The following is a 25,133-nucleotide window of genomic DNA, read 5'->3' on the forward strand; positions in this document are numbered from 1 at the left end:
GATTTGGCTGGATGAACACGCCTGCCTGGACACCCAAAAAACCTGCAGGAGCTGGCTTGCCAGCGATGGCGGTTTGCCTGGCACACCGGGTTGCAGCTATCGCCAGCAAGCCGGCTCCTACAGGGGGACGGGATTATTTGCTGTTGGTCAGCGTGCTGTAGCTGGTCATCAGGTTGCGGTAATCCGGAATATGGTTGGAGAACAGCGTGCCCAACCCTTCGATATCGTTGCGCCAGTCGCGATGCAGTTCGCAGGCCAGGCCGAACCAGGTCATCAACTGTGCGCCCTGGGCGGTCATGCGGCTCCACGCCGACTCGCGGGTCAATTCGTTGAAAGTGCCGGACGCATCGGTGACCACGAACACCTCAAAACCTTCGGCCAGCGCCGAGAGGGCCGGGAATGCCACGCAGACTTCCGTCACCACACCGGCGATGATCAGCTGTTTCTTGCCGGTGGCCTTGATCGCCTTGACGAAATCCTCGTTGTCCCAGGCGTTGATCTGACCGGGGCGAGCGATGTACGGCGCATCCGGGAACTGGGCCTTGAGCTCGGGCACCAGCGGTCCGTTGGGACCGCTTTCGAAACTGGTGGTGAGGATGGTCGGCAGCTTGAAGTACTTGGCCAGGTCGGCCAGGGCCAGCACGTTGTTCTTGAAACGATCAGGGTCGATGTCGCGAACCAGAGACAGCAGGCCGGTCTGATGATCCACCAGCAAAACGGCGGCGTTGTCCTTGTCCAGACGCTTGTAGGAAGTAGTCATTGCGGTAGTCCTCGCAGGTTATCGATGCCGAATGGAAATCGGCGTGGGTTGACCGGTCAGCGCTGGGAGTCCAGCACTTCGTGCTCGTTCGCCACTTGCTGGGCCTTGAGGTAGCTCTCGATCAGCAATTGATAATGCGGCATGGCCTGGGCGTAGACGGCGGCCCACTGCTCGGCATCCGGACGGTTCCACGAGCCTTGCAGCTCAGAGAGCGTAGCCATGATGTCGATCGGCACCACCCCGGCCTGGGCCAGGCGGGCAACGGTCAGATCAGTGGCCAGTTTCGAGTGGTTGCCGGAGGCGTCGACCACGGCAAACACCTTGTAGCCTTCATGCACGGCGGCAATGGACGGGAATGCCAGGCACACGCTGGTCAGGGTGCCGGCGATCACCAGGGTTTTCTTGCCGGTGGCCTTGACCGCCGCGTGGAACTCCGGGTTGTCCCAGGCGTTGATTTCACCTTTGCGCGCCACGTACTGCGCATGGGGCGCGGCTTCGTGGATTTCCGGAATCAACGGCCCGTTCGGCCCCTGAGGAACGGAAGCCGTGGTGATCACCGGCATCTTCAGCAGGGTCGCGGCCTTGGCCAGGGCGATGGCGTTGGCGCGCAGTTGGGGCACGTCCATGTCCTTGACGATCTGGAACAGTCCGCTCTGGTGATCGATCAACAGCATCGCGCTGTCGTTGGCGTCGATGGTCGGTTTCTGGCCGTTGAAGTTGGCCGCGTAGACGGTACTCATGTGCGTTTCCTCTTTCTTTCAGGCAACAGCCATCCCTGGCCTCGGACCGGCCTACGCATCCTGTGTAGAGCGGGTTGTTGAAACGAAGCGGGTCAGAAGCGCCCGGACTGGAAGTCGGCGAAGGCCTGGTGGATTTCCTGCTCGGTGTTCATCACGAACGGCCCGTGGCCGACGATCGGCTCGTCGATCGGTTCGCCGCTGAGCAACAGCACCACCGCGTCTTCGCTGGCTTCGAGAGTCATGCGGTCGCCCTTGCGCTCGAACAGGGCCAGTTGTCCCTGGCGTACCGGTTCCAGGCCATTGACCTGAACCGTGCCGCGCAAGACCACCAGTGCGGTGTTGCGCCCGTCATGCAGATCCAGGGTGAGCAACTTGCCGGCATTCAAACGAATGTCCCACACGTCGACCGGGGTGAAGGTGCGCGCCGGCCCCTTGTGACCGTCGAACTCACCGGCGATCAGGCGCAGGCTGCCGGCGTTGTCCTTCAGGGCGATGCTCGGGATGTCGCCGTCGAGAATCGTCTGGTAGCCGGGGTCGGCCATTTTGTCCCTGGCGGGCAGGTTGACCCACAGTTGCACCATCTCCAGGGTGCCGCCGCTCTTGGCGAAACCTTCGGAGTGGAACTCTTCATGCAGGATTCCCGAGGCTGCGGTCATCCATTGCACATCGCCGGGGCCGATCTTGCCGCCACTGCCGGTGGAGTCCCGGTGCTCCAGTTCGCCCTTGTAAACGATAGTCACGGTTTCGAAGCCGCGATGCGGATGCTGACCAACGCCACGTCGTTCGGTGGTCGGGGTGAACTCCGCAGGGCCGGCGTGATCGAGCAACAGGAACGGGCTGATGTGTTTGCCCAGGTTGTCGTAGGAAAACAGCGTGCGAACCGGGAATCCGTCGCCGACCCAGTGGGTCCGTGGACTGGTGTAGATACCGATGATGTTTTTCATGGTGTCTCCTGATGAGGTGAGTGAAGCCATGGACAAAGCTTAAAACCGTGACCATTGCTGCGCTAGACTGCAAAAATCAGCTATAGCGTTCTATTTGGAGAACGATGGTGGAAGACCTCAACACCCTCTACTACTTCACCCAGGTGGTGGAGCATCACGGTTTCGCCGCTGCGGGCCGGGCACTGGACATGCCCAAGTCGAAGCTCAGCCGACGCATTGCCGAACTCGAAGAACGCCTCGGCGTGCGCCTGTTGCACCGCACCAGCCGGCATTGCTCGTTGACGGAAATCGGCCAGGCCTATTACCAGCGTTGCCTGGCCATGCGCGTGGAAGCGGAAAGTGCCGCCGAACTGATCGAGCGCAATCGCTCCGAACCCCAGGGCATGGTGCGCGTCAGTTGCCCGACGGCGCTGCTCAACTCCTGGGTCGGGCCGATGCTGACCCGCTACATGCTCAAGTACCCGCTGGTGGAATTGTTCATCGAGAGCACCAATCGCCGGGTCGACCTGATTCACGAAGGTTTCGACGTTGCCCTGCGGGTACGTTTTCCGCCGCTGGAAAACACCGACATGGTGATGAAGGTGCTGGGCAACAGCACCCAGAGCGTGGTCGGCAGCCCGGCCTTTCTATCGCGCCTGTCGACTCCGCCCTCCCCGGCCGACCTCAGCGGCTTGCCGAGCCTGCACTGGGGTGCGGCGCAACGTGAGTATCAGTGGGAACTGTTCGGTGCCGATGGCAGCACCGCGATGATCCGGCATGCGCCGCGCATGGTCACCGATGACCTGTTGGCCCTGCGCCATGCGGCGCTTGCGGGGATCGGTATCGTGCACCTGCCCAGTGTGGTGGTGCGCGATGAGATTGCTGCCGGGCAACTGGTGGAGCTGGTGCCGGGCTGGGCACCGAAGAGCGGCGTGATTCATGCGATCTTTCCCTCGCGCCGGGGCTTGCTGCCGTCGGTGCGCACGTTGATCGATTTTCTTGGGGAGGAGTTCAGTCGCAGTGATATTGCCTGAAGGCAGTAAGGATTCAGACCGAGTCGCGGCCATCGCTGGCAAGCCAGCTCCCACAGGATCCAGTTGTGAAAACAAATCCTGTGAACACCACTGATCATTGTGGGAGCTGGCTTGCCAGCGATGGCGTCAGACCAGACACCCTCAAAACATCGGTCTGACCCGATTGTTGATTTGCGGTAAACATTGCTTTGCCGCTCCAGCGGTTTTTCTCACGGATGCAGGCGCGGATACTGCCGCCCATTCCCACTGCAACCCCTGGAGTCATCAATGTCTATCCCCGCTTTCGGTCTGGGTACGTTTCGCCTGCAAGGCCAGGTGGTCATCGATTCGGTGAGCACCGGCCTGCAGCTCGGCTACCGGGCCATCGATACCGCGCAAATCTACGAGAACGAAGCCGAGGTCGGCGAGGCCATCGCTGCCAGCGGCATCGCCCGGGAAGAACTGTTCATCACCAGCAAGATCTGGGTCGCCAACCTGGCCGGTGATCGCTTGATCGACAGCCTGAAGGAAAGCCTGCGCAAACTGCAGACCGACTACCTGGACCTGACCCTGATCCACTGGCCGTCGCCAGACGATCAAGTACCCGTCGCAGCATTCATGGGCGCCCTGCTCGAAGCCAGACGCCTGGGCCTGACCCGGCAGATCGGCGTGTCCAACTTCACCATCGACCTGATGCAGCAAGCGATTGCAGCCATCGGTGCCGAGCACATCGCCACGAACCAGATCGAACTGCACCCCTACCTGCAAAACCGCAAAGTCGTCGAGTTCGCGCAGAGCCAGGGCATTGGCATCACCTCATACATGACCCTGGCCTACGGTGAAGTCCTCAAGGACCCGCTCATCCAGCAGATCGCCGAGCGCCTGCAAGCGACACCGGCCCAGGTCACCCTGGCGTGGGCCATGCAATCGGGTTACGCGGTGATCCCGTCTTCCACTCGGCGAGCCAACCTCGAGAGCAACCTGAACGCTCGCGAACTGACCTTGAGCGAGGCCGACATGGCGCTGATCGCGACCCTGGATCGCGGCCACCGGTTGACCAGTCCAAAAGGTATCGCGCCGAACTGGGATTGAGCCTCAGCCCTGCCCGATACTGTGGTCCAGGCGGGTCATGGCTTGCTGCAACTGATCGACGGCGTCGTCGATCAGTGCCGCGCTGCCTTCATTGCACGCTCGCTCCAGCTGTTCGCAACATTCGACCAGGCCCAGCGCTCGCACCATCAGTGCTCCGCCCTTGATCCGGTGTGCCAGCGTCTGCAAACCCGAGCGATTGCCGCTGGTGTGCAAGGCCAGCAGATGCACGCGGTCCTCGCGGTTGGTCAGCGCCAGATCGTGCATCAGTTGCTCGATCAAACCAGGCTCCGTATCCGCAAAACGTTCCAGCCCGCTCAAATCGAACTCGGCGAAGCCATGGTCATCGATTGCCGCCGAGGGTGTGCCGGCAAAGCGTTGGGCCAGCCACACCTGCAAGTCCACCAGGCGAATCGGTTTGAACAGGCAATCGTCCATGCCCGCCGCTTGGCATCGGGCCTTCTCCTCGGCCTGCGCATTGGCGGTAAAGCCCAGAATCAAGGTCGGCGACAGCCCCTGCACGCGCTCTTGCTCACGTATTGCGCCCGCCAGTTCATAGCCACTGAGCACCGGCATATTGCAGTCGGTGATGACCAGGTCGAAGCCCTCTGCGCGCCACTGTTCAAGCCCCTGTGCACCGTCCTCCGCCAGTACCACCCGGTGGCCCAGGTAGCTCAGTTGGCGCGAGAGCAACAGGCGATTGGCCGGGTAATCGTCGACCACCAGGATCGACAACGCACGGGTCGCCAGCGGCGCCGAATCCCCGGCCATCTCCCCCGCAGGCAACGCTTGCAGGGCGGGCAGCAGCAGGCTGATCTCCACCCGCGTGCCGCGCCCAAGCTCACTGTCGAGTTGCAACTGGCCGCCCATCGTTTCGCACAGGGTGCGACTGATCACCAGGCCCAGGCCGGAACCCTGCCGGGCGGTCTGCGCACTGTTGTCCGCCTGGACGAAAGGGCTGAACAGGCGCTGCTGGTCGAATGCGCTGATACCGATGCCGCTGTCCTCGATCCGCACGCTGACGGCGAGATGCGCCGGGGCTTGGGGCTGCACTCGCAGCGTCAGGCTGACCTGGCCCTGACGGGTGAACTTGATCGCGTTGCTCAGCAGATTGGACAGCACTTGCTTGAAGCGCAGGGGATCGAGCATCACGTCGCGGTCGCTGTGCTCGTCGAGCTCGACTCGCCACTGCAGGTTCTTCTGCATCGCCAGCCCTTCGAAAACCCGGCAGACCGATGCCACCAGCGCGTGCAGATTGACCCGCTCCGGTGCCAGCGACAAATGCCCGGACTCGATCCGCGCCACGTCGAGAATGTCGCCGATCAAATCCAGCAACTGCTGCCCGGCGTTGGACGCCACCTCGATGGCGGCGCGGTCGGTCTCCCCTTCATCGGCCCGTTTCAGCGCCAGTTCGAGCATGCCGATCAAGGCGTTCATCGGCGTGCGGATTTCATGGCTCATGGTGGCCAGGAACGTGGTCTTGGCGCGGTTGGCGTCGTCCGCCGCGTCCTTGGCTTCCTGCAGTTGCCCGAGTAATTGCTGACGCTGGCGAATCTGCCGGCGCTGCCAGACGATCCCGGCCAACGCCAGCAACAGCAAGACACCCGCCAGCGCAAACGCCTGCACGATCGCCTGCCGGTGTCGCAGCCAGTAACTCTGCTCGACCATCGAGTCATACCGCCAGGGTTGCGTCAGCTCGTCTATTTCTTCGGGCGGGATACTCAGCAGCGCCTTGTCCAGAATCGAATGCAGTTCGGCAGCCTCGCGACTGGTCGCCAGAGTGCTTCTTGCAGGGTCGGTGCCTACGGTGCTGGTCACTTGCAGGCGATCGCGATACTGCCGGGAAATCAGGTATCGGGCGCTGATCAACGAGTTGATGCCGCCCTGGGCCTTGCCCTGGGCGACCATTTCCATGGCGTCCGTGGACAGCGGCGCATCCACCGGCTGGATCAGCGGGTAATGCTGGCGAAGGTACTCGCCGGCAATGTTGCCCTGGGTCAGGGCAAGGGTTTTTCCCGCCATGTCATCCAGCGTCCGGGGGCTGTCCGCGGCTGCACGGGTCACCAGCACCGAAGGGCTGCTGAGGAACGCGCGGGTGAACAGCAGCTCATCTTCACGCTGGGAGCTGAGGCCGATGCCGGCCAGCACATCGATCTGCCCGCTCTTGATGCCGGCCATCATCTCGGCCACCGACTTCATGCCCTGGATGTCGAATTGCAGCCCGGTGCGCGAACTGATCTTCGCCAGCACGTCGACGCCGATACCGCGAAAATGGCCTTCGCTGTCGATGAATGTAATCGGCGGGATGTTTTCATTGATCGCCACCCTGACCAGCGGGTGACGTTCGAGCCAGTGCTGTTCGGCCACGCTCAATTGCAATGACTGGGTGCCCGGGATGGACGCCCCGTTTGCCCCCCAGCGGCGCAGGATGTTCATCTGTTCATTGGTGCTGACGGCCGCCAGCGCCTTGTTGACGACGCGCAACAGCGAAGCGTTGTCGCGGGCCATCGCAAAGGCAAAACGCCCGGACTCCATGGGCGAGAAGTCCGTCAGCTGCACGTTGTTCAGGTAGTTCTTGCTGATCAGGTAGTGAGCGTTGATCGCATCGCCCAGATAGACATCGGCCTGGCCGAAAGCCACGGCCCCGATCGCCGCCAGTGTCGAGGGAAACAGCTGGACCTGCGCCCTGGAATAGAACTGTTGCACGCTGTATTCGGGCAGGTAGTGATACAGCATCACCAATCGCTTGCCGGCCAGTGTCGGGTCGCGCACCGGTGGAAAATCGGTACGCGTGACCAGCACCGGTTGATCAACCGCGTAGGCGCTGGACATCTGCAGCAGCGGATCTTCGGCTTCGTAGCGATTGGCCGTTCCCAGCAGGTCTGCCTGCCCTTGCTTGATGGCCTGCACTGCGGCGGCCCGCGACGGATAACGCTGGACCTCAATGGCGACGTTCAACAATTGTTCGAGCAACCCGGCGTAATCGGCGGTTATGCCTTCGAACACCTTGCCCGCCGTATTGAACTCGAAGGGCGGATAGTCCGGAGCCGAGACGGCCAGTACCAGTCGGCCCTTTTGCCGTAGCCAGCGCGACTCGGTGTCCGACAGGCTGACGCTCAGGCCTTCGACACTCGAACGTCCCAGCAGGGTCAGCGACTGTTGCGCACAGGCCGTCGATGCCCATAGAAGAAGGCCCGTCAGCGCCCAAACTGTCAGTCGTCTCAGGGCGTTCATTCAGATCAGATGATTGCGCAGGGCGAAATCCCTCAAGTGCACCGACGAGCTCATATTGAGCTTGAGGGTGAGCCGGGTCTTGTAGGTACTGACGGTCTTGTAGCTCAGGTGCATGATCTCGGCGATTTCCAGGTTTTTCGAGCCCCGGGCCAGGTACTGCAGAATGGTCAGTTCACGATTGGAGAGCTTGTCGATCAACTGCTTTTCACTGCGTTGCAACTCCCCCATCGACACGGAACTCGAGGGGATCTGGGCGTAATAGGTGTAGCCGGCCATCACCGAATTCACCGCCGCCTTCAGGTCATCCAGGTCCCGGCTCTTGGAAACATAGGCCACAGCCCCGGCACGCATGCAGCGGTCCTGATAAAACTGCGCCTCCAGCGAGGTGAACACCACCACGCGGCAGCGCGTGTGTTCCGCCTTGATGCGGTCCATCACCTCAAGCCCGGCCACACCGGGAAGGCCCAGGTCCAGCAGCACGACATCCGGTTGATGCTCGCGGATCAACGACAGGACCTCATCGCCACGGGAGGCCTCGTAAATCTGCTTGAACCCCTCACCATTGAGTACGAGTTTGATCATGGAGCGAACCACCGGATGATCTTCCACAATCAGTGCTGACTTCATGACAACTCCCGTGCAAAACCACACGATCGGGCAAAAAAATGCCCTCCAGGCCCCGCAGCCGTTGGGCACAACGCTGCGCATAAACTCTTGCATGGAAGGCGGCAAAGAACTACCTGACAGAAATGACAGTTTCGACGAACGGTAAGCGACGTTCAACGACGCTCATCAACTGCGTAATCGACGCCAGATCAGGCAGGGCGGCCTGGCTGACCCGGACTTTGCCCCCGACGGGCGGCATCGGCGCTTGCGGTTCGTTGAAGATAAACCCGTGATGAACCTGCGGGTTGTCGGCAAGGAAACCCGGCAGGTCCAGCGATCCGTTGGCCATCGCCCCATTGACCAGCACCAGATCCAGAGGCTCGCAAGCGTACTCCACCAGTGGCAGGAGCTCGCCGAGGCTCTGCACCGGCGCCACCCGGAAGTAACCGAGCTGGTTGAACAGCCGCTCGATCCGCAGGCGGTTGAAGTGCTGCTCATCGGCGATCAGGATGCGCAAGGATTTGTTCGGCAAGGTGACCTCCAAAAGGATGTCGGTTTCAAGAGGTCGCAAAGCCTACGGAAGACCACCTTAGGTTTATGTAGGAATATTCCTAAATGAATGCCGGTTAATCTGACGCTTGCCAAGGAAACCCTGGCCCCCACAGGGATTGTGTTGATTGGCCAGCCTCGCGGCCTTATTGCCAGCCAAACCGGCGAATGTAGAAGCCCTTCACCGCCTGGGTCAGCGCCATGTACGCCAGCAGGATCACCGGCAGGAACACGAAGTACAGCGACGGCAAGGCCTGCAGCTTGAAGTAGTGCGCCAGCGGTCCCATCGGCAGGAAAATCCCCACGGCCATGATCAGCCCGGTCATCACCAGCAACGGCATGGCCGCGCGGCTCTGCAGGAACGGGATCTTCGGCGTGCGGATCATGTGCACGATCAGCGTCTGGGTCAGCAGCCCGACCACGAACCAGCCGGACTGGAACAGGGTCTGGTGATCCGGCGTATTGGCATCGAACACGTACCACATCAAGGCGAACGTGGTGATGTCGAAGATCGAACTGATCGGCCCGAAAAACAGCATGAAGCGCCCGACATCGCCCGGCTGCCAGCGCTGCGGTTGCTTGAGCATTTCCTCGTCGACGTTATCGAACGGAATGGCGATCTGCGAAATGTCGTAGAGCAGGTTCTGCACCAGCAAGTGCATCGGCAGCATCGGCAGGAACGGGATGAACGCACTGGCCACCAGCACCGAGAACACGTTGCCGAAGTTCGAACTGGCGGTCATCTTGATGTACTTGAGCATGTTGGCGAAGGTACGACGGCCTTCCAGCACGCCCTCCTCCAGCACCATCAGGCTCTTTTCCAGGAGGATGATGTCGGCCGCTTCCTTGGCGATGTCCACGGCGCTGTCCACGGAAATACCGATGTCGGCGGTGCGCAGGGCCGGGGCGTCGTTGATGCCGTCGCCCATGAAGCCGACCACATGGCCGTTGCCCTTGAGCAGGCGGACGATGCGCTCCTTGTGCGACGGCGTGAGTTTGGCGAAGACGTTGGTGGTCTCCACCGCCTTCGCAAGCTCGGCATCGCTCATGCGTTCGATGTCGTTGCCCATCAGCAGGCCTTGCTGTTCCAGGCCGACTTCGCGGCAGATCTTCGCCGTCACCAGCTCGTTGTCGCCGGTCAGCACTTTCACCGCCACGCCATGGGCCGCCAACGCCTTGAGGGCTGGCGCGGTGCTTTCTTTCGGCGGATCGAGAAACGCCACGTAACCGATCAGCGTCAGCGCCTGCTCATCGGCCAGGCTGTAGCTGTCGCGCCCTTCGATCATCGGCCGTGCCGCTACCGCCACCACCCGCAAGCCTTCGGCGTTGAATGCGGCCGTGACCTGACGGATGCGTGCCAGCAGTTCTTCGCTCAAGGCTTCATCGACCGCGCCATGACGCACCCGCGAGCAGACCGCCAGCATCTCTTCCACCGCGCCCTTGCAGATCAGCAGATGCGGTTGATCGTGCCCGGCGACCACCACCGACATGCGTCGGCGGGTGAAGTCGAACGGGATCTCGTCGACCTTGCGAAACGCCGTGCCGACCTTCAACTCACGATGGATTTCGACGTGCTCGAGCACCGCCACATCCAGCAGGTTTTTCAGGCCGGTCTGGTAGTAGCTGTTGAGATAGGCCATTTCCAGTACGTCATCCGAGTCGTTGCCCCAGACGTCGACGTTGCGCGCCAGGAAGATCCTGTCCTGGGTCAGGGTGCCGGTCTTGTCGGTGCACAGCACGTCCATGGCGCCGAAGTTCTGGATGGCGTCGAGACGCTTGACGATGACTTTCTTGCGCGACAGGAACACCGCGCCCTTGGCCAGGGTCGAGGTGACGATCATCGGCAGCATTTCCGGGGTCAGGCCCACGGCGATCGACAGCGCGAACAGCAGCGCTTCGGTCCAGTCGCCCTTGGTGAAACCGTTGATGAACAACACCAGCGGCGCCATCACGAACATGAAGCGGATCAATAGCCAGCTGACTTTGTTGACCCCGGTCTGGAACGACGTCGGCGCCCGGTCGGTGGCGCCGACCCGCTGGGCCAGGGCGCCGAAATAGGTGCTGTTGCCGGTGGTGACAATCACCGCCATGGCCGTGCCGGACACCACGTTGGTGCCCATGAACAGGATGTTGTCCAGGTCCAGGGGGTTGAGTGTGTCGCGGTCCTGCTGGCGGGGAAATTTTTCCACCGGCATCGATTCACCGGTCATTGCTGCCTGGCTGACGAACAGGTCCTTGGCGCTGAGTACCCTGCAATCGGCGGGAATCATGTCACCGGCAGACAGCACGATCAGGTCGCCCGGCACCAGTTGCCTGATCGGCAATTCGATGCGCTGTGCGCTGTGTTCCTCAAGGTCGCGGCGCATCACCGTGGCAGTGTTGCTGACCATGGCCTTGAGGGCGTCGGCGGCCTGGTTGGACTTGGTTTCCTGCCAGAAGCGCAGCAAGGTCGAGAGCACCACCATGGAGAAAATCACGATGGCGGCTTTCATGTCTTCGGTCAGCCAGGAGATGACCGCCAGCAAGGTCAGCAGCAGGTTGAACGGATTCTTGTAGCAGTGCCACAGGTGCGTCCACCACGGCAGCGGCTGTTCGTGCTCGACTTCATTGAGGCCGAATTGTTCGCGCAGGGCATCGGCTTCGAGTTCGCTCAAGCCGTCGGTGTGACTGCCCAGGGTGTTGAGCAATTGACCGGTGTCGCTGCCGGCAGCGGCCACCAGTGTTTGCGCCAGGGTGGGCGGGACTTCACGGCTGACCGTGGTGTCGGTGAAGGTTTCCAGCAACGCCAGGCGGCGGAAGTGCCGGGCGATGTGGCGGTTACGCAGGAAACCTGCGAAGAATTCCTTGAGGGTAAGTTTCATGGCTGGTGCCCCTTTGGTCAGCCGGGAAACCGTCGAGCAGGCAGGTCCACGCCGCTGCCGCCGGAACAACCGGCAAAGCAAGGCCTGGCGCGCCGGTCACGAATGACAGGCGTGTCGATAGAGCGGCGGCCACGACAAAAAGTCGAAACCACGCACTGTTCAGCGTCGATGAGAGGGACGTCGGGACACGGCCGGGACTGGCCATGATCGGGATGCCGCTGCTCGCTTGTCGGCGAGACAACGGCACAGGAGACTGCGCGTTATCTTGCCGAGAAAATGCCGGTTACCGAGACCGGCCGACAACTGTCACTCGAACAAGTACCCACTGTGGGTCTCCGTAATGGATGAAAACGCGCGAAGCTTACGCCCCGATGTTTGCAGAGTAAACCCGATACAAAATATTGCAGGGGCAATCTCGGGGATCTTCAGGAAGGGTTCAGGAATCAATGTATGTGGTGCTTTTCAGACCGCCATCGCGGGCAAGCCCGCTCCCACAAGGATCACTCCAAACCTGTGGGAGCGGGCTTGCCCGCGATGGCAATTTTGTAGGCGCCGCAGGACTCAACTGGCCGTGGCCAACAACAAATCCACCACCGACCGCCCCTGCCCGCGATGCTTGCCGTGCTCATACAAGGAGCCGGCAATCTCGTCCGCACGAATCGGCAGGATCGACAGCAAGGTGTCGCTCAGCCCGTGGCTGGCCTGGCAGAAGCCCTGCATGTAGAGGCCGGCCTTGCAGCGTTCGTCGGTGATCAGTTTGTAGTTGCGATCGACCTCGAAATCGCCCAGGTACTCTTCCAGCGGCGCCAGCAACTTGCGGTGCATCTGCCGCTCGTAACCGGTGGCCAGGACCACGGCATCGTAGTGACGAACCGAGACTTCACCGGTGGCGTTGTTGCGCAACAGCAGTTCGACGCCGCGCTCGTTGGCGGTGGCTTTTTCGATAGTGGTCAGGGTGTGGAACGCATGCCGGGCGATGCCCGAGACCTTCTGCCGGTAGAAGATGCCGTAGATGCGCTCGATCAGGTCGATGTCCACCACCGAGTAGTTGGTGTTGTGGTACTCGTTGACCAGTCGTTCGCGCTCGCTGTCAGGCTGCTGGAACACCAGGTCGGTGAACTCCGGCGAGAACACTTCGTTGACGAAGGGGCTGTCGTCGGCCGGCTTGAGTGCCGAGCCGCGCAGGATCATGTCCACCTGCACCGACGGGAAGCTGTCGTTCAGATCGATGAAAGCCTCTGCCGCGCTCTGCCCGCCACCGATGATCGCAATGCTCATCGGCTGGTTGTTCACGCACGGCTGCTTGGCCATCTGCGCCAGGTACTGGGAGTGGTGGAACACCCGGCCGTCATCCTTGAGCGCCTTGAACACCTCGGGAATACGCGGCGTGCCACCGGCGCTGACCACCACCGCACGGGTGGTGCGCACATGCTGATGGCCGCTTGTATCGCGGGAAATCACCCGCAACGCCTCGACCTGATGGTTGTGCAGCACCGGCTCGATGGTCAGCACTTCTTCACCGTAACGGCTTTGCGCGGTGAACTGCCCGGCGACCCAGCGCAGGTAGTCGTTGTACTCCATGCGGCACGGATAGAAGGTGCCCAGATTGATGAAGTCCACCAGGCGCCCGTGGGCCTTGAGGTAATTGACGAACGAGTAAGGGCTGGTCGGATTGCGCAGGGTCACCAGGTCCTTGAGGAAGGAAATCTGCAACTCGCTCTGGGTCACCAGGGTGTTGCCGTGCCAGCGGTAGTCGGCCTGCTTGTCGAGAAACAGCACATCCAGATTGCCCTGGCTCGCCCCGCGCTCTTGCAGCGCGATGGCCAGTGCCAGGTTCGACGGGCCGAATCCGACGCCGATCAGGTCGTGAACGAGGGGCGATGCAATTGCCTGTGTCATTTCCAGTGTCCTCTGGATGTTCCCCGCTAAAGCGGGGCATTGAACCTAAGTGACCTGACAGGCTTTGGGTCGCACAACAGGTCGTCTGTTGAGTAGGAACGAGGACAATGAAACAAAATTTAACAAGGCTTGATGAATCCGCCGGAATCAGTGCTCTTCCCACTGACGCATCCGCACACGGCAATGCTTCATGGCATTGACAATGTGTTTTTCCACCAGGGCCTTGGAAATACCCAGTTGCCCGGCGATCTCCGAATGGGACTGGCCGTCGATCTTGCGCAGCAGAAAGCTTTCGCGGCACAGCCGTGGCAGTTCCGCCAGGGCACGCTGGAGCATGTCCAGGCGCTGGCCGTGATCGAGGACCTTGTGCGGCGAAGGCGTGAAGCAGCTTTCTTCGCTGTCGAGTACGTCCAGCGGCTCGGTGCGCCGCAAGGCGTTGCGCCGATGGTCATCGACGACCAGGTTCAGGGCGGTGCGATAAAGGAATGCCCGGGGCTGCTCGATCGGCGTCTCGCTGGAACGCTCCAGGACCCGCAGGTAAGCGTCATGCACCACATCTTCGGCCACCTGACGGTTGCCCAGCCTGGCGTTCAGGAAACACACCAGCTCGCGATAGTAGTTTTCCAACATGACTCCCGTCCGCACGGGGGTGCGGTTACTGTCCTTGAGCCCTTTGTGCCAGCGTTGAAATAAACGGTGGCACGATAGTGGCAATTAGTATCGCGTAATTTATAGTAATTCTCATATAGATTTAAAGTACCGCGTCGCCTTGCCCGATAAATAGTCGTGGACTATGTGGGAGCGAGCCTGCTCGCGATGGCCGTGAACGATGATGCGTACTTTCTGATTTAACGCGTCGTCCTTGCGGCCATCGCGAGCAGGCTCGCTCCTACAGTGGTTTGTGTTGTCGGCTAAATTCTCTGCTCTGTTCAACGTCTACAGGACAGCTTCCCGTCTCTGCGCCGCTCAACGACGGGCCGATATCCTTTGGCCGGAACCCTGCATGAAACGTCCCCGACAGACCCGCCGCGCGCTGCTTGCAACACTTTGCCTGATCCCTGTAGTAGTCGCCGTCGCCGCCTGGCAGTTCATCCCGCCGGGCCGCGACCAGTTCGCCACCGTCCAGGTCAGCCGCGCCGACATCGAAAGCAGCGTCACGGCCTTGGGCACCCTGCAACCGCGGCGCTATGTCGATGTCGGCGCCCAGGCTTCCGGGCAGATCCACAAGATCCACGTGGAAGTCGGCGACCGGGTCAAGGAAGGCCAGTTGCTGGTGGAAATCGACCCGTCCACGCAACAGGCAAAACTCGATGCCGGGCGGTTCTCCATCGAAAACCTCAAGGCGCAGCTGCAGGAACAACGGGCGCAACACGAACTGGCCCGGCAGAAATACCAGCGCCAACAGAACCTCGCCGCTGGCGGTGCCACCCGTGATGAAGACGTGCAGACCGCCCAGGCTGAATTGCGCGTGACCCAGGCGCGCATCGACATGTTCCAGGCGCAGATCCGCCAGGCCGAAGCCAGCCTGCGCAGCGATCAGGCAGAGCTCGGCTACACGCGGATCTATGCACCGATGGCCGGCACCGTGGTGGCCCTGGATGCTCGCGAAGGCCAGACCCTCAACGCCCAGCAGCAGACACCGCTGATCCTGCGCATCGCCAAGCTGTCGCCCATGACCGTATGGGCCGAGGTCTCGGAGGCCGACATCGGCCACGTCAAACCCGGCATGCACGCCTGGTTCACCACCCTGAGCGGCGGCACCCGGCGCTGGACCAGCACCGTGCGGCAAATCCTCCCTGTCCCGCCCAAGCCGCTGGACCAGACCAGCCAGGGCGGCGGCAGTCCCGCCAGCACCAGCAAAAGCGGGAGTGCCCGCGTGGTGCTGTACACGGTGTTGCTGGACGTCGACAACGTCGACAACGCGCTGATGGCGGAAATGACCACCCAGGTGTTCTTCGTCGCCAACCAGGCGCAGAACGTGCTCACCGCGCCGATCGCCGCCCTGCAGGCCGGCACACAACCAGACCTGCAGACCGCGCAAGTGGTCGCCAGCAATGGCAGCATCCAACAGCGCAACGTGCGCACCGGCATCAGTGACCGCCTGCGGGTGCAGATCCTCGATGGCCTGCAAGAAGGCGATCACCTGTTGATCGGTCCGGTCGACGGGAGTGGCGGCTGAATGCACACGCCCCTGATCGACCTTGCGGACATCCGCAAAGCCTACGGCGGTGGCGACGCGCCTGAAGTTCATGTGTTGCGCGGCATCGACCTGTCGATCCATGCCGGTGAGTTCGTGGCGATTGTCGGCGCTTCCGGTTCCGGCAAATCGACGCTGATGAACATCCTCGGTTGTCTCGACCGCCCGACCTCGGGCGAATACCGCTTCGCCGGGGAAAACGTCGCCGCCCTCGACAGTGACGAACTGGCCTGGCTGCGTCGCGAAGCCTTTGGTTTCGTGTTCCAGGGCTATCACCTGATTCCGTCCGGTTCGGCCCAGGAAAACGTCGAGATGCCGGCGATCTACGCAGGCACCCCGGCCGCCGAACGCCACGCCCGCGCCGCCGCCCTGCTCGACCGCCTCGGCCTGGCTTCGCGCACCGGCAACCGTCCGCACCAGCTCTCCGGCGGTCAGCAGCAACGGGTGTCGATTGCCCGCGCGCTGATGAACGGCGGTCACATCATTCTGGCCGACGAACCCACCGGCGCCCTCGACAGCCACAGCGGCGCCGAGGTCATGACCCTGCTCGACGAACTGGCCAGCCAGGGCCACGTAGTGATCCTCATCACCCATGACCGCGAAGTGGCGGCCCGGGCCAAACGCATCATCGAGATCCGCGACGGCGAGATCATCAGCGACAGTGCCCGGGACAATCCCGCCGCGCAAAACTCGGCCAATCCCGGCGCCCTGCAAGCCGTCGATTTGCGCAAGCGCCTGAGCGAGGGCGCCGAAGCCACCGGCGCCTGGAAAGGCGAATTGGTCGATGCCGTGCACGCGGCGTGGCGGGTGATGTGGATCAACAAGTTCCGCACCGCGCTGACCCTGCTCGGGATCATCATCGGCGTGGCCTCGGTGGTGGTGATGCTCGCCGTGGGCGAAGGCAGCAAGCGCCAGGTGATGGCGCAGATGGGCGCGTTCGGCTCCAACATCATTTACCTCAGCGGCTCGGCGCCCAACCCGCGCACGCCAATGGGCATCGTCACCCTCGATGAGGTCGCGGCGATTGCCAGCTTGCCGCAAGTGACGCGGATCATGCCGGTGATTGGCCAGGAAGCCGGGGTGCGCTTTGGCAACCTCGACCATTTGAGTTATGTCGGCGGCAATGACACCAATTTTCCGACGATCTTCAACTGGCCGGTGGTCGAAGGCAGCTACTTCACCCACGCCGATGAACAGAACGCCGCAGCGGTCGCGGTGATCGGGCACAAGGTGCGGACCAAACTGCTCAAGGACGTGGCCAACCCGATCGGCCAGTACATCCTGATCGAAAACGTACCCTTCCAGGTGGTCGGCGTGCTCGCCGAAAAAGGCGCCAGCTCCGGCGACTCCGACAGCGACGACCGCATCGCCATCCCCTACTCCGCCGCGAGCGTGCGCCTGTTCGGCACGCACAATCCCGAGTACATCGCCATCGCCGCCGCCGACGCGCGCAAGGTCAAGGAAACCGAAAAAGCCATCGAGCAATTGATGCTGCGCCTGCACGACGGCAAGCACGATTTCGAACTGACCAACAACGCGGCGATGATCCAGGCCGAGGCCCGCACGCAAAACACCCTGTCGCTGATGCTCGGTTCGATTGCCGCCATTTCGCTGCTGGTGGGCGGGATCGGCGTGATGAACATCATGCTCATGACCGTGCGCGAACGCACCCGCGAGATCGGCATCCGCATGGCCACCGGCGCCCGCCAGCGCGACATCCTGCGCCAGTTCCTCACCGAAGCGGTGATGCTCTCGGTAGTGGGCGGCCTCACCGGGATCGCCCTGGCGCTGATCGTCGGCGGCGTGCTGATGTTCAGCGAAGTGGCTGTCGCGTTCTCCCTGATAGCGGTGCTGGGCGCCTTCGGCTGCGCCCTGGTCACCGGTGTTGTTTTCGGCTACATGCCGGCCCGTAAAGCTGCCCGGCTCGACCCGGTCACGGCCCTTACCAGTGAATGATCGATTTATGAAGCCGTCACTCAGTTTGCTCACCCTGTGCCTGTTGCTCGGCGCCTGCAGCACCCCGGTGCAGCGCCCCGACAGCGGTATCCGGCCGCCGGCCGCCTGGCACTCGCCGCACACCGTCGGCGCGATCCATGACAACCAGCAATGGTGGAACCGCTTCGGCAGCCCGCAGCTGGGGCGCCTGATCGAACAGGCGCGGCTCGGCAGTTACGATTTGGCCGCGGCCATCGCCAGGGTGCGCCAGGCCCAGGCCGACACGGTGATTGCCGGCGGCTCGCAACTGCCGGAGGTCAAGGCCGGGCTCAACGCCAACCGCCAGAAGCTGATTCGGGGCAGCGGCTACAGTCAGCTCGATGCCGACAGCAACAATGACGCCGTCGACTACTTCACGGCGAACCTGGTCGCCAGCTACGAAATCGATTTCTGGGGTGGCCAGCGGGCCGGCCGCGACAGTGCGCAATTGAGTCTGCGAGCCAGTGAGTTCGACCAGGCCACCGTGGAGCTGACGTTGCTCAGCGGCGTGGCCAGCGGCTATGCGCAGGCCTTGTCGTTGCAGGAGCAGAGCCGCATCGCCGAATTGAACCTGGCCAATGCGCAAAGCGTGTTGAAACTGGTGCAGACCCGCTTTGATTCCGGTTCGGCCACGGCCCTGGAGCTGGCGCAGCAAAAAAGCCTGGTGGCGGCGCAGCAACGCCAGCTGCCGCTGGTGCGGCAACAGGCCGAGGATGCGCGAATCAGCCTTGCCACCCTGCTCGGCCGGCCGGTTCAGGCGCTGTCGTTGGGGCAGGAACACTTCGACCAACTGACCTGGCCCGCCATCGATGCCGGGGTGCCCAGCCAGTTGCTCAGCCGCCGCCCGGACATTGCCCGCGCCGAAGCGCAACTGGCCGCCGCCCAGGCCGACGTCACCGTCGCCCGCGCCGCAATGCTGCCGACCGTGACCCTCACCGCCGAAATCGGCTCCGGCGCCGACCGGGCCAACGACATTCTGCGCAGCCCCTTCTACAACCTCACCGCCGGGCTGCTTGCGCCAGTGTTCAACAACGGCCGCCTCGGCGCCCAGCGCGACAAGGCCACGGCGCGTCAGGAAGAGCTGTTGGAGACCTATCGCGGCACGATCATCAACGGTTTCGCCGACGTCGAAAAAGCCCTCAACAGCATTCGCGGGCTGGATGAACAGCGCGGGTGGCAAAGTGAAGAGCTGAGCCAGGCGCAGACTGCCTTCAACATTGCACAAAGCCGCTATCAGGCCGGGGCCGAGGATTTGCTGACGGTACTGGAAACCCAGCGCACGCTGTATGCCGCGCAGGATCTGAACGTGCAACTGCGCCTGTCGCGGATGCAGGCGAGTATTGCGTTGTACAAGGCGCTAGGGGGTGGGTGGCAGGTTCTTTAATTGTGGTGTGCGAAAGGACGCCATCGCGGGCAAGCCCGCTCCCACAGGTTATGCGTCGTGCCCGGATCATGCGGCAAACGCAAAACCCTGTGGGAGCTGGCTTGCCAGCGAAGAGGCCGGCACATCCAACATCAACATTGCCTGACAGGACGCCATCGCGGGCAAGCCCGCTCCCACAGGTTATGCGTCGTGCCCGGATCATGCGGCAAACACAAAACCCTGTGGGAGCTGGCTTGCCAGCGAAGAGGCCGGCACATCCAACATCAACATTGCTTGGCAGCGATTGAACGATAACGCGGTATCAAGCCTGGTTCTGTTTAGCCTTCAGATGTCGCGCATACCACGGCCGTTGCGGCACCTTGCGGAACAAGCCGGCCAGTTTCGTCTCGTCCTCGCCAAAGGTGATACGCAGCGCCAGCTTCATGGTTTCCGAGTCCATTTCCACTGACTTGCCCGCCTGCAACCCGGGCGTGGTGCTGCACCCGTGAGTGCTCGGGCCGAGCCACGGGTCATCGATTTCCACCCAGCGCCCCGGCGCAAACCATGGCACGCCGTTGACCTGCAGCCGACTGACCTGCCCCGGATGGAAGCGCTCGTGGGCGCGGAACCAGTCCTCCAGGCGATCGTCGATCCAGCCGTGGAAATGCCAGAACACCGGGTTCACATGGGAGGAGAACGGGTCGCCGAGGAAGTCGTTTTCCGCCGCGAACCAGCGTGCGGAAAAGTCCGCCGGATCACGGGCGAACGGCACCGGCTGACCGTTGGACGGGTCACGCGGCACCGAAGCCCAGCGCATGTGCAGCCAGTCGTGCAGGCCCAGTTCGACCTCCGAGCCGAACTGGCCGAGGGTCAGCGTCGACAGGTAACGCGGATCACGGTAGCGCGACTCCCAGACCTGGAAATTGCTGGAGTACGTCTCGCCGGTCTTGATGTCGCTGACCCATTGCGTGTACTCGTCATCGTCCTCGGCCAGCCAGGTCGGCGGCAACGCCGTGCCGTCGTGGTTGTCGTAGTAACGCGCGAAGCCGGGCCGATCGCGCATCAGCTCCGGCTGCGGCAACGGAAAGTGCGTCCAGGAAGGCAGGTCCTGCATCGACCGCGCAGTGCCGAGCATGTGCCGGTGCATGAAGAAAAAGTCCACGCCAGAACCGTTGCGATCCTTGCGCGCGCCACGGGCATCGCGTTCCTGATCCCGAGGGCCGGGCTGCCAGCCGAGCCCGCGCAAGGCACCGCGCTGGTCTTCGGACAGTTTGTGCCACTTGTCCCGGGAGGCATGCCAGAGCTGGTGGAACAATCGGTGCTCCGGCGATACCAGCCACGCCAGCAGTGTCGGATTGAGGCCCGTGCGCTCGCGCGCTTCCGGGAATACCCGTTTGACGGCAATGAAGCGATTGTCCTGGGCCGTCAGCATCAACGGGCGCTTGAGGTCCAGCACGCGCCCGCTGAGACTGCCGCTGCCGGCGTTGCCGAAACCGGCCCAGACCTCGTCCAGGCTCATGTCGAATTCGTATTCGCAGCAGCCGCTGGCACCCAGCAATCGCCAGGCGAGCTGCTTCGGGTCGGCCCCGGACAGATCGCCCAACACTCGGTAGCGAGGCTCTTCGCTGGAACGCAAACGCTCGGTGGTATCGAGATAACCGCTGACACCTCGCCCCTTGTGGCCGATATCAATGAACACTTCCAGGCCCTCCAGCGGCAAGCCTTCGATCCCGGCGTCACGACCTTCGAAACGAATCTGCCAGACCCCGCGCAAGGAATCGGCCAGGCGCTGACCGGCGACATCCGCCACGTCGAACGAGGCTTCGCCCGGGGTGATCGTCGGGTCCGGCCTGGTCAGTTCGCGATGCCTGTAATACACCGCAGGCACGGCGGCACCGGTCAGCGCCAGACCCGCGAGGAACCATCGTCGAGAAATCGTCATTGCCCTACCTGTGTCAGCCATGGAGCAGGCTTTATCCAAGCTAGAACGTTTGTTACCCGGACAAATTTAAAAGCATCGCTGGCAAGCCAGCTCCCACAGGGATCTTCAGTGCGACACAGATCCAGTGTGGGAGCGGGCTTGCCCGCGATGGGGCCATCAGCTTCGCTAAATTTTCCGGCCAGCCACTCGTTCCCCCCAGATAGCAAAGGCCCCCGCGCCTGACCCTCGACGGCGAACCTGACTGAGACGGCAATGACAAAACCACGTTCGAAAAAGGCTCTTTCCATCGGCCTGCCGCTGGCCCTGGCGATCAGCGCGGGTGCAGGCTACGCGGCCTGGGACTACTGGTTTCGGGACAACCCCGGCTACCCGGTCAAGGTGATGAAACAGGCCGACCAGTTGCAGGAACGCATCCTCTCGTTCGACAGCCACATCACCGTGCCGATGGACTTCGGCACCGCCGGCAACGAAGTCGACAAGGATGGCGAAGGCCAGTTCGACCTGGTCAAGACCGGACGCGGGCGCCTGTCCGGTGCGGCCCTGACAATTTTCGGCTGGCCGGAAATCTGGAACGGCCCCAACGCCCCCCATCGTCCCACCGCAGGCTTCATCGACGAGGCCCGCCATGAGCAGGAAACCCGCTACAAGATCATCAGCGCGATGGTGCGTGACTTCCCCAACCAGACAGCCATCGCCTACACCCCCGACGACTTCCGTCGACTGCACGGCGAAGGCAAGTTCGCGATCTTCATCAGCATGCTCAACGCCTACCCGCTGGGCAACGACCTCAACGCCCTGGACAAGTGGGCCGCGCGCGGCATGCGCATGTTCGGCTTCAGCTATGTAGGCAACAACGCCTGGGCCGATTCGTCGCGGCCGCTGCCGTTCTTCAACGACTCGCGCGATGCCCTCGGCGGGCTGTCGGACATCGGCAAGCAAGCGGTGCAGCGCCTCAACGACCTGGGCGTGATCGTCGATGTGTCGCAGATGTCCACCAAGGCCCTGGAGCAGGTCGCGCACCTGAGCCGCACGCCGATGGTCGCCTCGCACTCGGCACCGCGAGCGCTGGTGGACATCCCGCGCAACCTCAGCGACGCGGAAATGCAGTTGATCAAGAACAGCGGCGGTGTGGTGCAGATTGTCGGTTTCCCGACCTACATCCGCCCGCTGAGCCAGGCCACCCGGGACAAGCTCAACGCCCTGCGCGCGCGCTTCGACCTGCAACCGCTGCAAGGCTTGGAGATGGCCCTGATGCCGGGCGATCCGGTGATCACCGTCTGGCCGGAGCAGCGTTTCGGCGAATACGCCAGCCAGCTCTACTCGATCCTCGACGAAGAACCCAAGGCCTCCCTCAAGGACTACGGCGACGCCATCGATTACGCCGTGAAGAAAATCGGCATCGACCACGTCGGCATCAGCTCCGACTTCAACGACGGCGGCGGCCTCGACGGCTGGAAAGACGTCAGCGAAGCCCGCAACGTGACCGCCGAACTGATCAGCCGCGGCTACAGCGAGGCCGACATCGCCAAGCTCTGGGGCGGCAATTTCCTGCGGGTCTGGGACCAGGTGCAGAAGTCCTCCCGGCCTGTGGTCCAGAACTGATTTTGTCCTTTTGCCAAAGCGAACCGAACCCATGACCAACCGTCGTTCATTCCTCAAGCAGGCCGGCATTCTGGCGGCCGGCATTCCCCTGGCCTCCACCGTGAACCTGCCGGCACTGGCCGCAAGCCCGGCGCCACTGCCCAAGGACAAATGGGACCAGTTGCGCCAACTGTTCACCCAGGACCCGAACTACCTGCACTTCGCCAACTTCCTGGTGACCTCGCACCCGCGCCCGGTGCGTGAGGCCATCGAGATGCACCGCGAGAATCTCGATCGCAACCCGGGCCTGGCCATGGACTGGCATCGCGGAGAAACCGAGCGGCGCGAAGAAGAGGTGCGCGTGTGGGCCGGCCGTTACTTGAAAGCCAAGCCGTCGCAGATCGCCCTGACCGGCAGCACCACCGAAGGCCTGGCGATGATCTACGCCGGCATCCACGTACGCCCGGACCAGGAAATCCTCACCAGCGAACACGAGCACTACGCCGCCAACAGCGTGTTCGAATACCGCACCCAGAAAGACGGCACCCAGGTGCGCAAGATCAAATTGTTCGAAGACCCGTACAAGGTCTCGACCGCCGAAGTGCTGGCCGCGATCGAGCGCAACATTCGCCCCGAGACCCGCGTGCTGGGCATGACCTGGGTGCATTCCGGCAGCGGCGTGAAGCTGCCCATCGGCGAGATCGGCAAACTGGTGGAAAAGGAAAACCGTGGCCGCGAGGACAAGGACCGCATCCTCTACGTGATCGATGGCGTGCACGGCTTCGGCGTGGAGAACGTCGACTTCCCGGACATGCACTGCGACTTCTTCATCGCCGGCACCCACAAATGGATGTTCGGTCCACGGGGCACCGGGATCATCTGCGCCCGCTCCGACGAGCTCAAGGACGTGACCCCGACCATCCCGACCTTCTCCGAAGCCACGCAATTCTCCACGGTGATGACCTACGGCGGCTACCACTCATTCGAACACCGCTGGGCATTGACCGAAGCCTTCAAGCTGCACCTGGACCTGGGCAAGGCCGAGGTCGCGGCACGCATCCATGAAATCAACAGCTACCTGAAAAAACGCTTGCAGCAGCATCCGTCGGTGGAGCTGGTCACGCCGCCGTCACCGGAATATTCCGCCGGGTTCACCTTCTTCCGCATCAAGGACCGGGACTGCGAAGAAGTCGCCAACTACCTGATGGATCAGCGCGTGGTCTGCGATGCCGTGGACCGGGATGTCGGGCCGATCATTCGTGTGTCGCCGGGGCTGCTCAATACCGAGGCGCACATCGACAAGTTGATGGAGCTGATGGCGAGCAAGCTCTGACCCACCGATTTAAATGGACGAGAATTTTTTATGAAAAACACCCTGAAAAACCTCGGTGCCCTGATGTTGCTGGGGGTGCTCGGCAGCGCCGTGCCCGGCCTCGCCCAGGCCTACACGGCACCACTGCCGGGCAAAGTCTTCAAGGATTGCCGCAACTGCCCGGAAATGGTGGTGCTGCCCGCCGGCACCTTCATCATGGGCACCCCGGACGACGAAATCGGCCGCGAGCCCGATGAAGGCCCGATGCATGAGGTGACGTTCGACAAACCATTCGCCATGAGCCGTTACCAGATCACCGCCGGCGAATGGAACCAATACATGAAGGAAACCGGCATCACCCTGCCCGATGGCGACACCCGCCCCGGCCGCGCCTGCACCAATGGCAAGCCGAGTTACCCCCAGGGCCCGCGCCAGCCGGCGGTGTGCATGAACTTCGCCGAGGTCAGCGCCTACGTCGCCTGGCTGTCGATGAAAACCGGCCAGCACTACCACATCGTCAGCGAAGCCCAGCGCGAATACGCCGCCCGTGGCGGATCGACGGGCGCCTTCCCCTTCCCGTTCGACCCCGGCACCGAGTACAGCATCGCCACCCACGCCAACACCTACGGCCCGACCGACGGCTACAGCTATTCCTCCCCCGTGGGCAGCTATCCGGCGAATGCCTTCGGTATGTACGACATGCACGGCAACGTCTATGAGTGGATCGCCGACTGCTACCACCCGGACTACGTCGGCGCGCCCACTGACGGCAGCGCCTGGACCGAACCGAACTGCGACACCTTGCGTATCCGTGGCAACGACTGGGGCGAAGCGCCGGTGTTTTCCCGCTCGGGCAACCGCAATGACATCGACCCGCAAACCCGTGGCGACTGGATCGGTTTCCGTGTCGTACGCGACCTGACCCCCAATCTCTGAGCCCCTGCGCAACCCTTGTGGGAGCGAGCAGGCTCGCTCCCACACTGTTTTGTACCCTGTCAGCGAACCGAGTCCCCGCCACCCGTCTCCCACCTTTTAAATTAAGCCCTCCACCAGACGTTCTACTGGGTATCTGCCTCAAGACCCAAGGAAC

General features: G+C 62.6%; 18 protein-coding genes. 8 read left to right on the forward strand and 10 right to left on the reverse strand.

All coding sequences use genetic code 11. The annotated features are described in order from the left end of the window. Positions 1 to 133 precede the first annotated feature (133 nt). The 3 genes from ycaC to EI969_RS10590 all read right to left on the reverse strand — a co-directional run bounded on the left by ycaC (position 134) and on the right by EI969_RS10590 (position 2,444). On the reverse strand, positions 134 to 760 hold the full coding sequence (ycaC, locus tag EI969_RS10580) for an isochorismate family cysteine hydrolase YcaC (protein WP_160387672.1): 627 nt from the start codon (positions 758 to 760) through the stop codon (positions 134 to 136). Positions 761 to 816: 56 nt separating this feature from the next. Further along, a complete protein-coding gene (locus EI969_RS10585) occupies positions 817 to 1,500 on the reverse strand; it encodes an isochorismatase family protein (RefSeq protein WP_150715790.1) in 684 nt (227 codons plus the stop codon). Between the two features lie 92 nt (positions 1,501 to 1,592). Continuing rightward, positions 1,593 to 2,444, reverse strand: coding sequence for a pirin family protein (locus EI969_RS10590; protein WP_160387674.1), 852 nt, complete (start codon positions 2,442 to 2,444; stop codon positions 1,593 to 1,595). Between the two features lie 104 nt (positions 2,445 to 2,548). Between EI969_RS10590 and EI969_RS10595 the strand changes: the two genes are divergently transcribed. Together EI969_RS10595 and dkgB are read left to right on the forward strand one after the other, a co-directional pair. Continuing rightward, complete coding sequence (locus tag EI969_RS10595; RefSeq protein WP_160387676.1) at positions 2,549 to 3,457, forward strand: LysR family transcriptional regulator; 909 nt, start codon at positions 2,549 to 2,551, stop codon at positions 3,455 to 3,457. 267 nt (positions 3,458 to 3,724) lie between these two features. Beyond that, entirely contained in the window at positions 3,725 to 4,528 is an 804-nt protein-coding gene (gene dkgB, locus EI969_RS10600; RefSeq protein WP_160387678.1) for a 2,5-didehydrogluconate reductase DkgB, read from the forward strand. A 3-nt stretch (positions 4,529 to 4,531) separates the two neighbouring features. On the opposite strand, the gene EI969_RS10605 is transcribed toward dkgB, so the two are convergent. From EI969_RS10605 to EI969_RS10630, 6 genes are all read right to left on the reverse strand, one after another. Then, positions 4,532 to 7,759, reverse strand: a complete 3,228-nt coding sequence (locus EI969_RS10605; RefSeq protein WP_160387680.1) for a transporter substrate-binding domain-containing protein — start codon at positions 7,757 to 7,759, stop codon at positions 4,532 to 4,534. Then, complete coding sequence (locus EI969_RS10610) at positions 7,760 to 8,386, reverse strand: response regulator transcription factor (protein ID WP_160387682.1); 627 nt, start codon at positions 8,384 to 8,386, stop codon at positions 7,760 to 7,762. 109 nt (positions 8,387 to 8,495) lie between these two features. Beyond that, entirely contained in the window at positions 8,496 to 8,897 is a 402-nt protein-coding gene (locus EI969_RS10615; RefSeq protein ID WP_160387684.1) for a chemotaxis protein CheY, read from the reverse strand. A gap of 163 nt (positions 8,898 to 9,060) precedes the next feature. After that, positions 9,061 to 11,775, reverse strand: a complete 2,715-nt coding sequence (gene mgtA, locus EI969_RS10620) for a magnesium-translocating P-type ATPase (RefSeq protein WP_160387686.1) — start codon at positions 11,773 to 11,775, stop codon at positions 9,061 to 9,063. 561 nt (positions 11,776 to 12,336) lie between these two features. Continuing rightward, complete coding sequence (locus tag EI969_RS10625) at positions 12,337 to 13,674, reverse strand: lysine N(6)-hydroxylase/L-ornithine N(5)-oxygenase family protein (RefSeq protein ID WP_160387688.1); 1,338 nt, start codon at positions 13,672 to 13,674, stop codon at positions 12,337 to 12,339. Positions 13,675 to 13,821: 147 nt separating this feature from the next. After that, positions 13,822 to 14,304 carry a sigma-70 family RNA polymerase sigma factor gene (locus EI969_RS10630; protein ID WP_160387690.1) on the reverse strand — a complete coding sequence of 161 codons (483 nt, stop codon included), beginning with the start codon at positions 14,302 to 14,304 and terminating at the stop codon, positions 13,822 to 13,824. 373 nt (positions 14,305 to 14,677) lie between these two features. Here EI969_RS10630 and EI969_RS10635 point away from each other — a divergent pair, with 373 nt between their 5' ends. Genes EI969_RS10635 through EI969_RS10645 form a run of 3 tightly spaced genes read left to right on the forward strand, consistent with a single transcriptional unit; the run spans position 14,678 to position 19,229 of the window. Further along, positions 14,678 to 15,853 (forward strand): efflux RND transporter periplasmic adaptor subunit, encoded by a 1,176-nt coding sequence (locus tag EI969_RS10635; RefSeq protein WP_160387692.1) that lies wholly within the window; start codon positions 14,678 to 14,680, stop codon positions 15,851 to 15,853. After that, the gene (locus tag EI969_RS10640; RefSeq protein ID WP_160387694.1) at positions 15,854 to 17,827 is read left to right on the forward strand and encodes a MacB family efflux pump subunit; all 1,974 of its coding nucleotides are present in this window, start codon (positions 15,854 to 15,856) and stop codon (positions 17,825 to 17,827) included. A gap of 7 nt (positions 17,828 to 17,834) precedes the next feature. Beyond that, the gene (locus EI969_RS10645; RefSeq protein ID WP_160387696.1) at positions 17,835 to 19,229 is read left to right on the forward strand and encodes an efflux transporter outer membrane subunit; all 1,395 of its coding nucleotides are present in this window, start codon (positions 17,835 to 17,837) and stop codon (positions 19,227 to 19,229) included. 301 nt (positions 19,230 to 19,530) lie between these two features. Here the strand turns inward: EI969_RS10645 and EI969_RS10650 are convergent, their stop codons facing one another. Then, positions 19,531 to 21,150, reverse strand: coding sequence for a PvdJ/PvdD/PvdP-like protein (locus tag EI969_RS10650; protein ID WP_160387716.1), 1,620 nt, complete (start codon positions 21,148 to 21,150; stop codon positions 19,531 to 19,533). A 252-nt stretch (positions 21,151 to 21,402) separates the two neighbouring features. Between EI969_RS10650 and pvdM the strand changes: the two genes are divergently transcribed. From pvdM to EI969_RS10665, 3 genes are read left to right on the forward strand one after another with little or no spacing between them, the layout of a single operon-like run. After that, positions 21,403 to 22,752, forward strand: coding sequence for a pyoverdine-tailoring dipeptidase-like protein PvdM (pvdM, locus tag EI969_RS10655; protein WP_160387718.1), 1,350 nt, complete (start codon positions 21,403 to 21,405; stop codon positions 22,750 to 22,752). Positions 22,753 to 22,783: 31 nt separating this feature from the next. After that, on the forward strand, positions 22,784 to 24,064 hold the full coding sequence (locus EI969_RS10660; RefSeq protein ID WP_160387720.1) for an aminotransferase class V-fold PLP-dependent enzyme: 1,281 nt from the start codon (positions 22,784 to 22,786) through the stop codon (positions 24,062 to 24,064). Between the two features lie 30 nt (positions 24,065 to 24,094). After that, positions 24,095 to 24,979: a formylglycine-generating enzyme family protein gene (locus tag EI969_RS10665; RefSeq protein WP_160387722.1), complete on the forward strand. Its 885-nt coding sequence runs from the start codon at positions 24,095 to 24,097 to the stop codon at positions 24,977 to 24,979. Positions 24,980 to 25,133: the final 154 nt, after the last annotated feature.

It is taken from the genome of Pseudomonas sp. PB101 (assembly GCF_009764265.1).
GTDB lineage: Bacteria > Pseudomonadota > Gammaproteobacteria > Pseudomonadales > Pseudomonadaceae > Aquipseudomonas.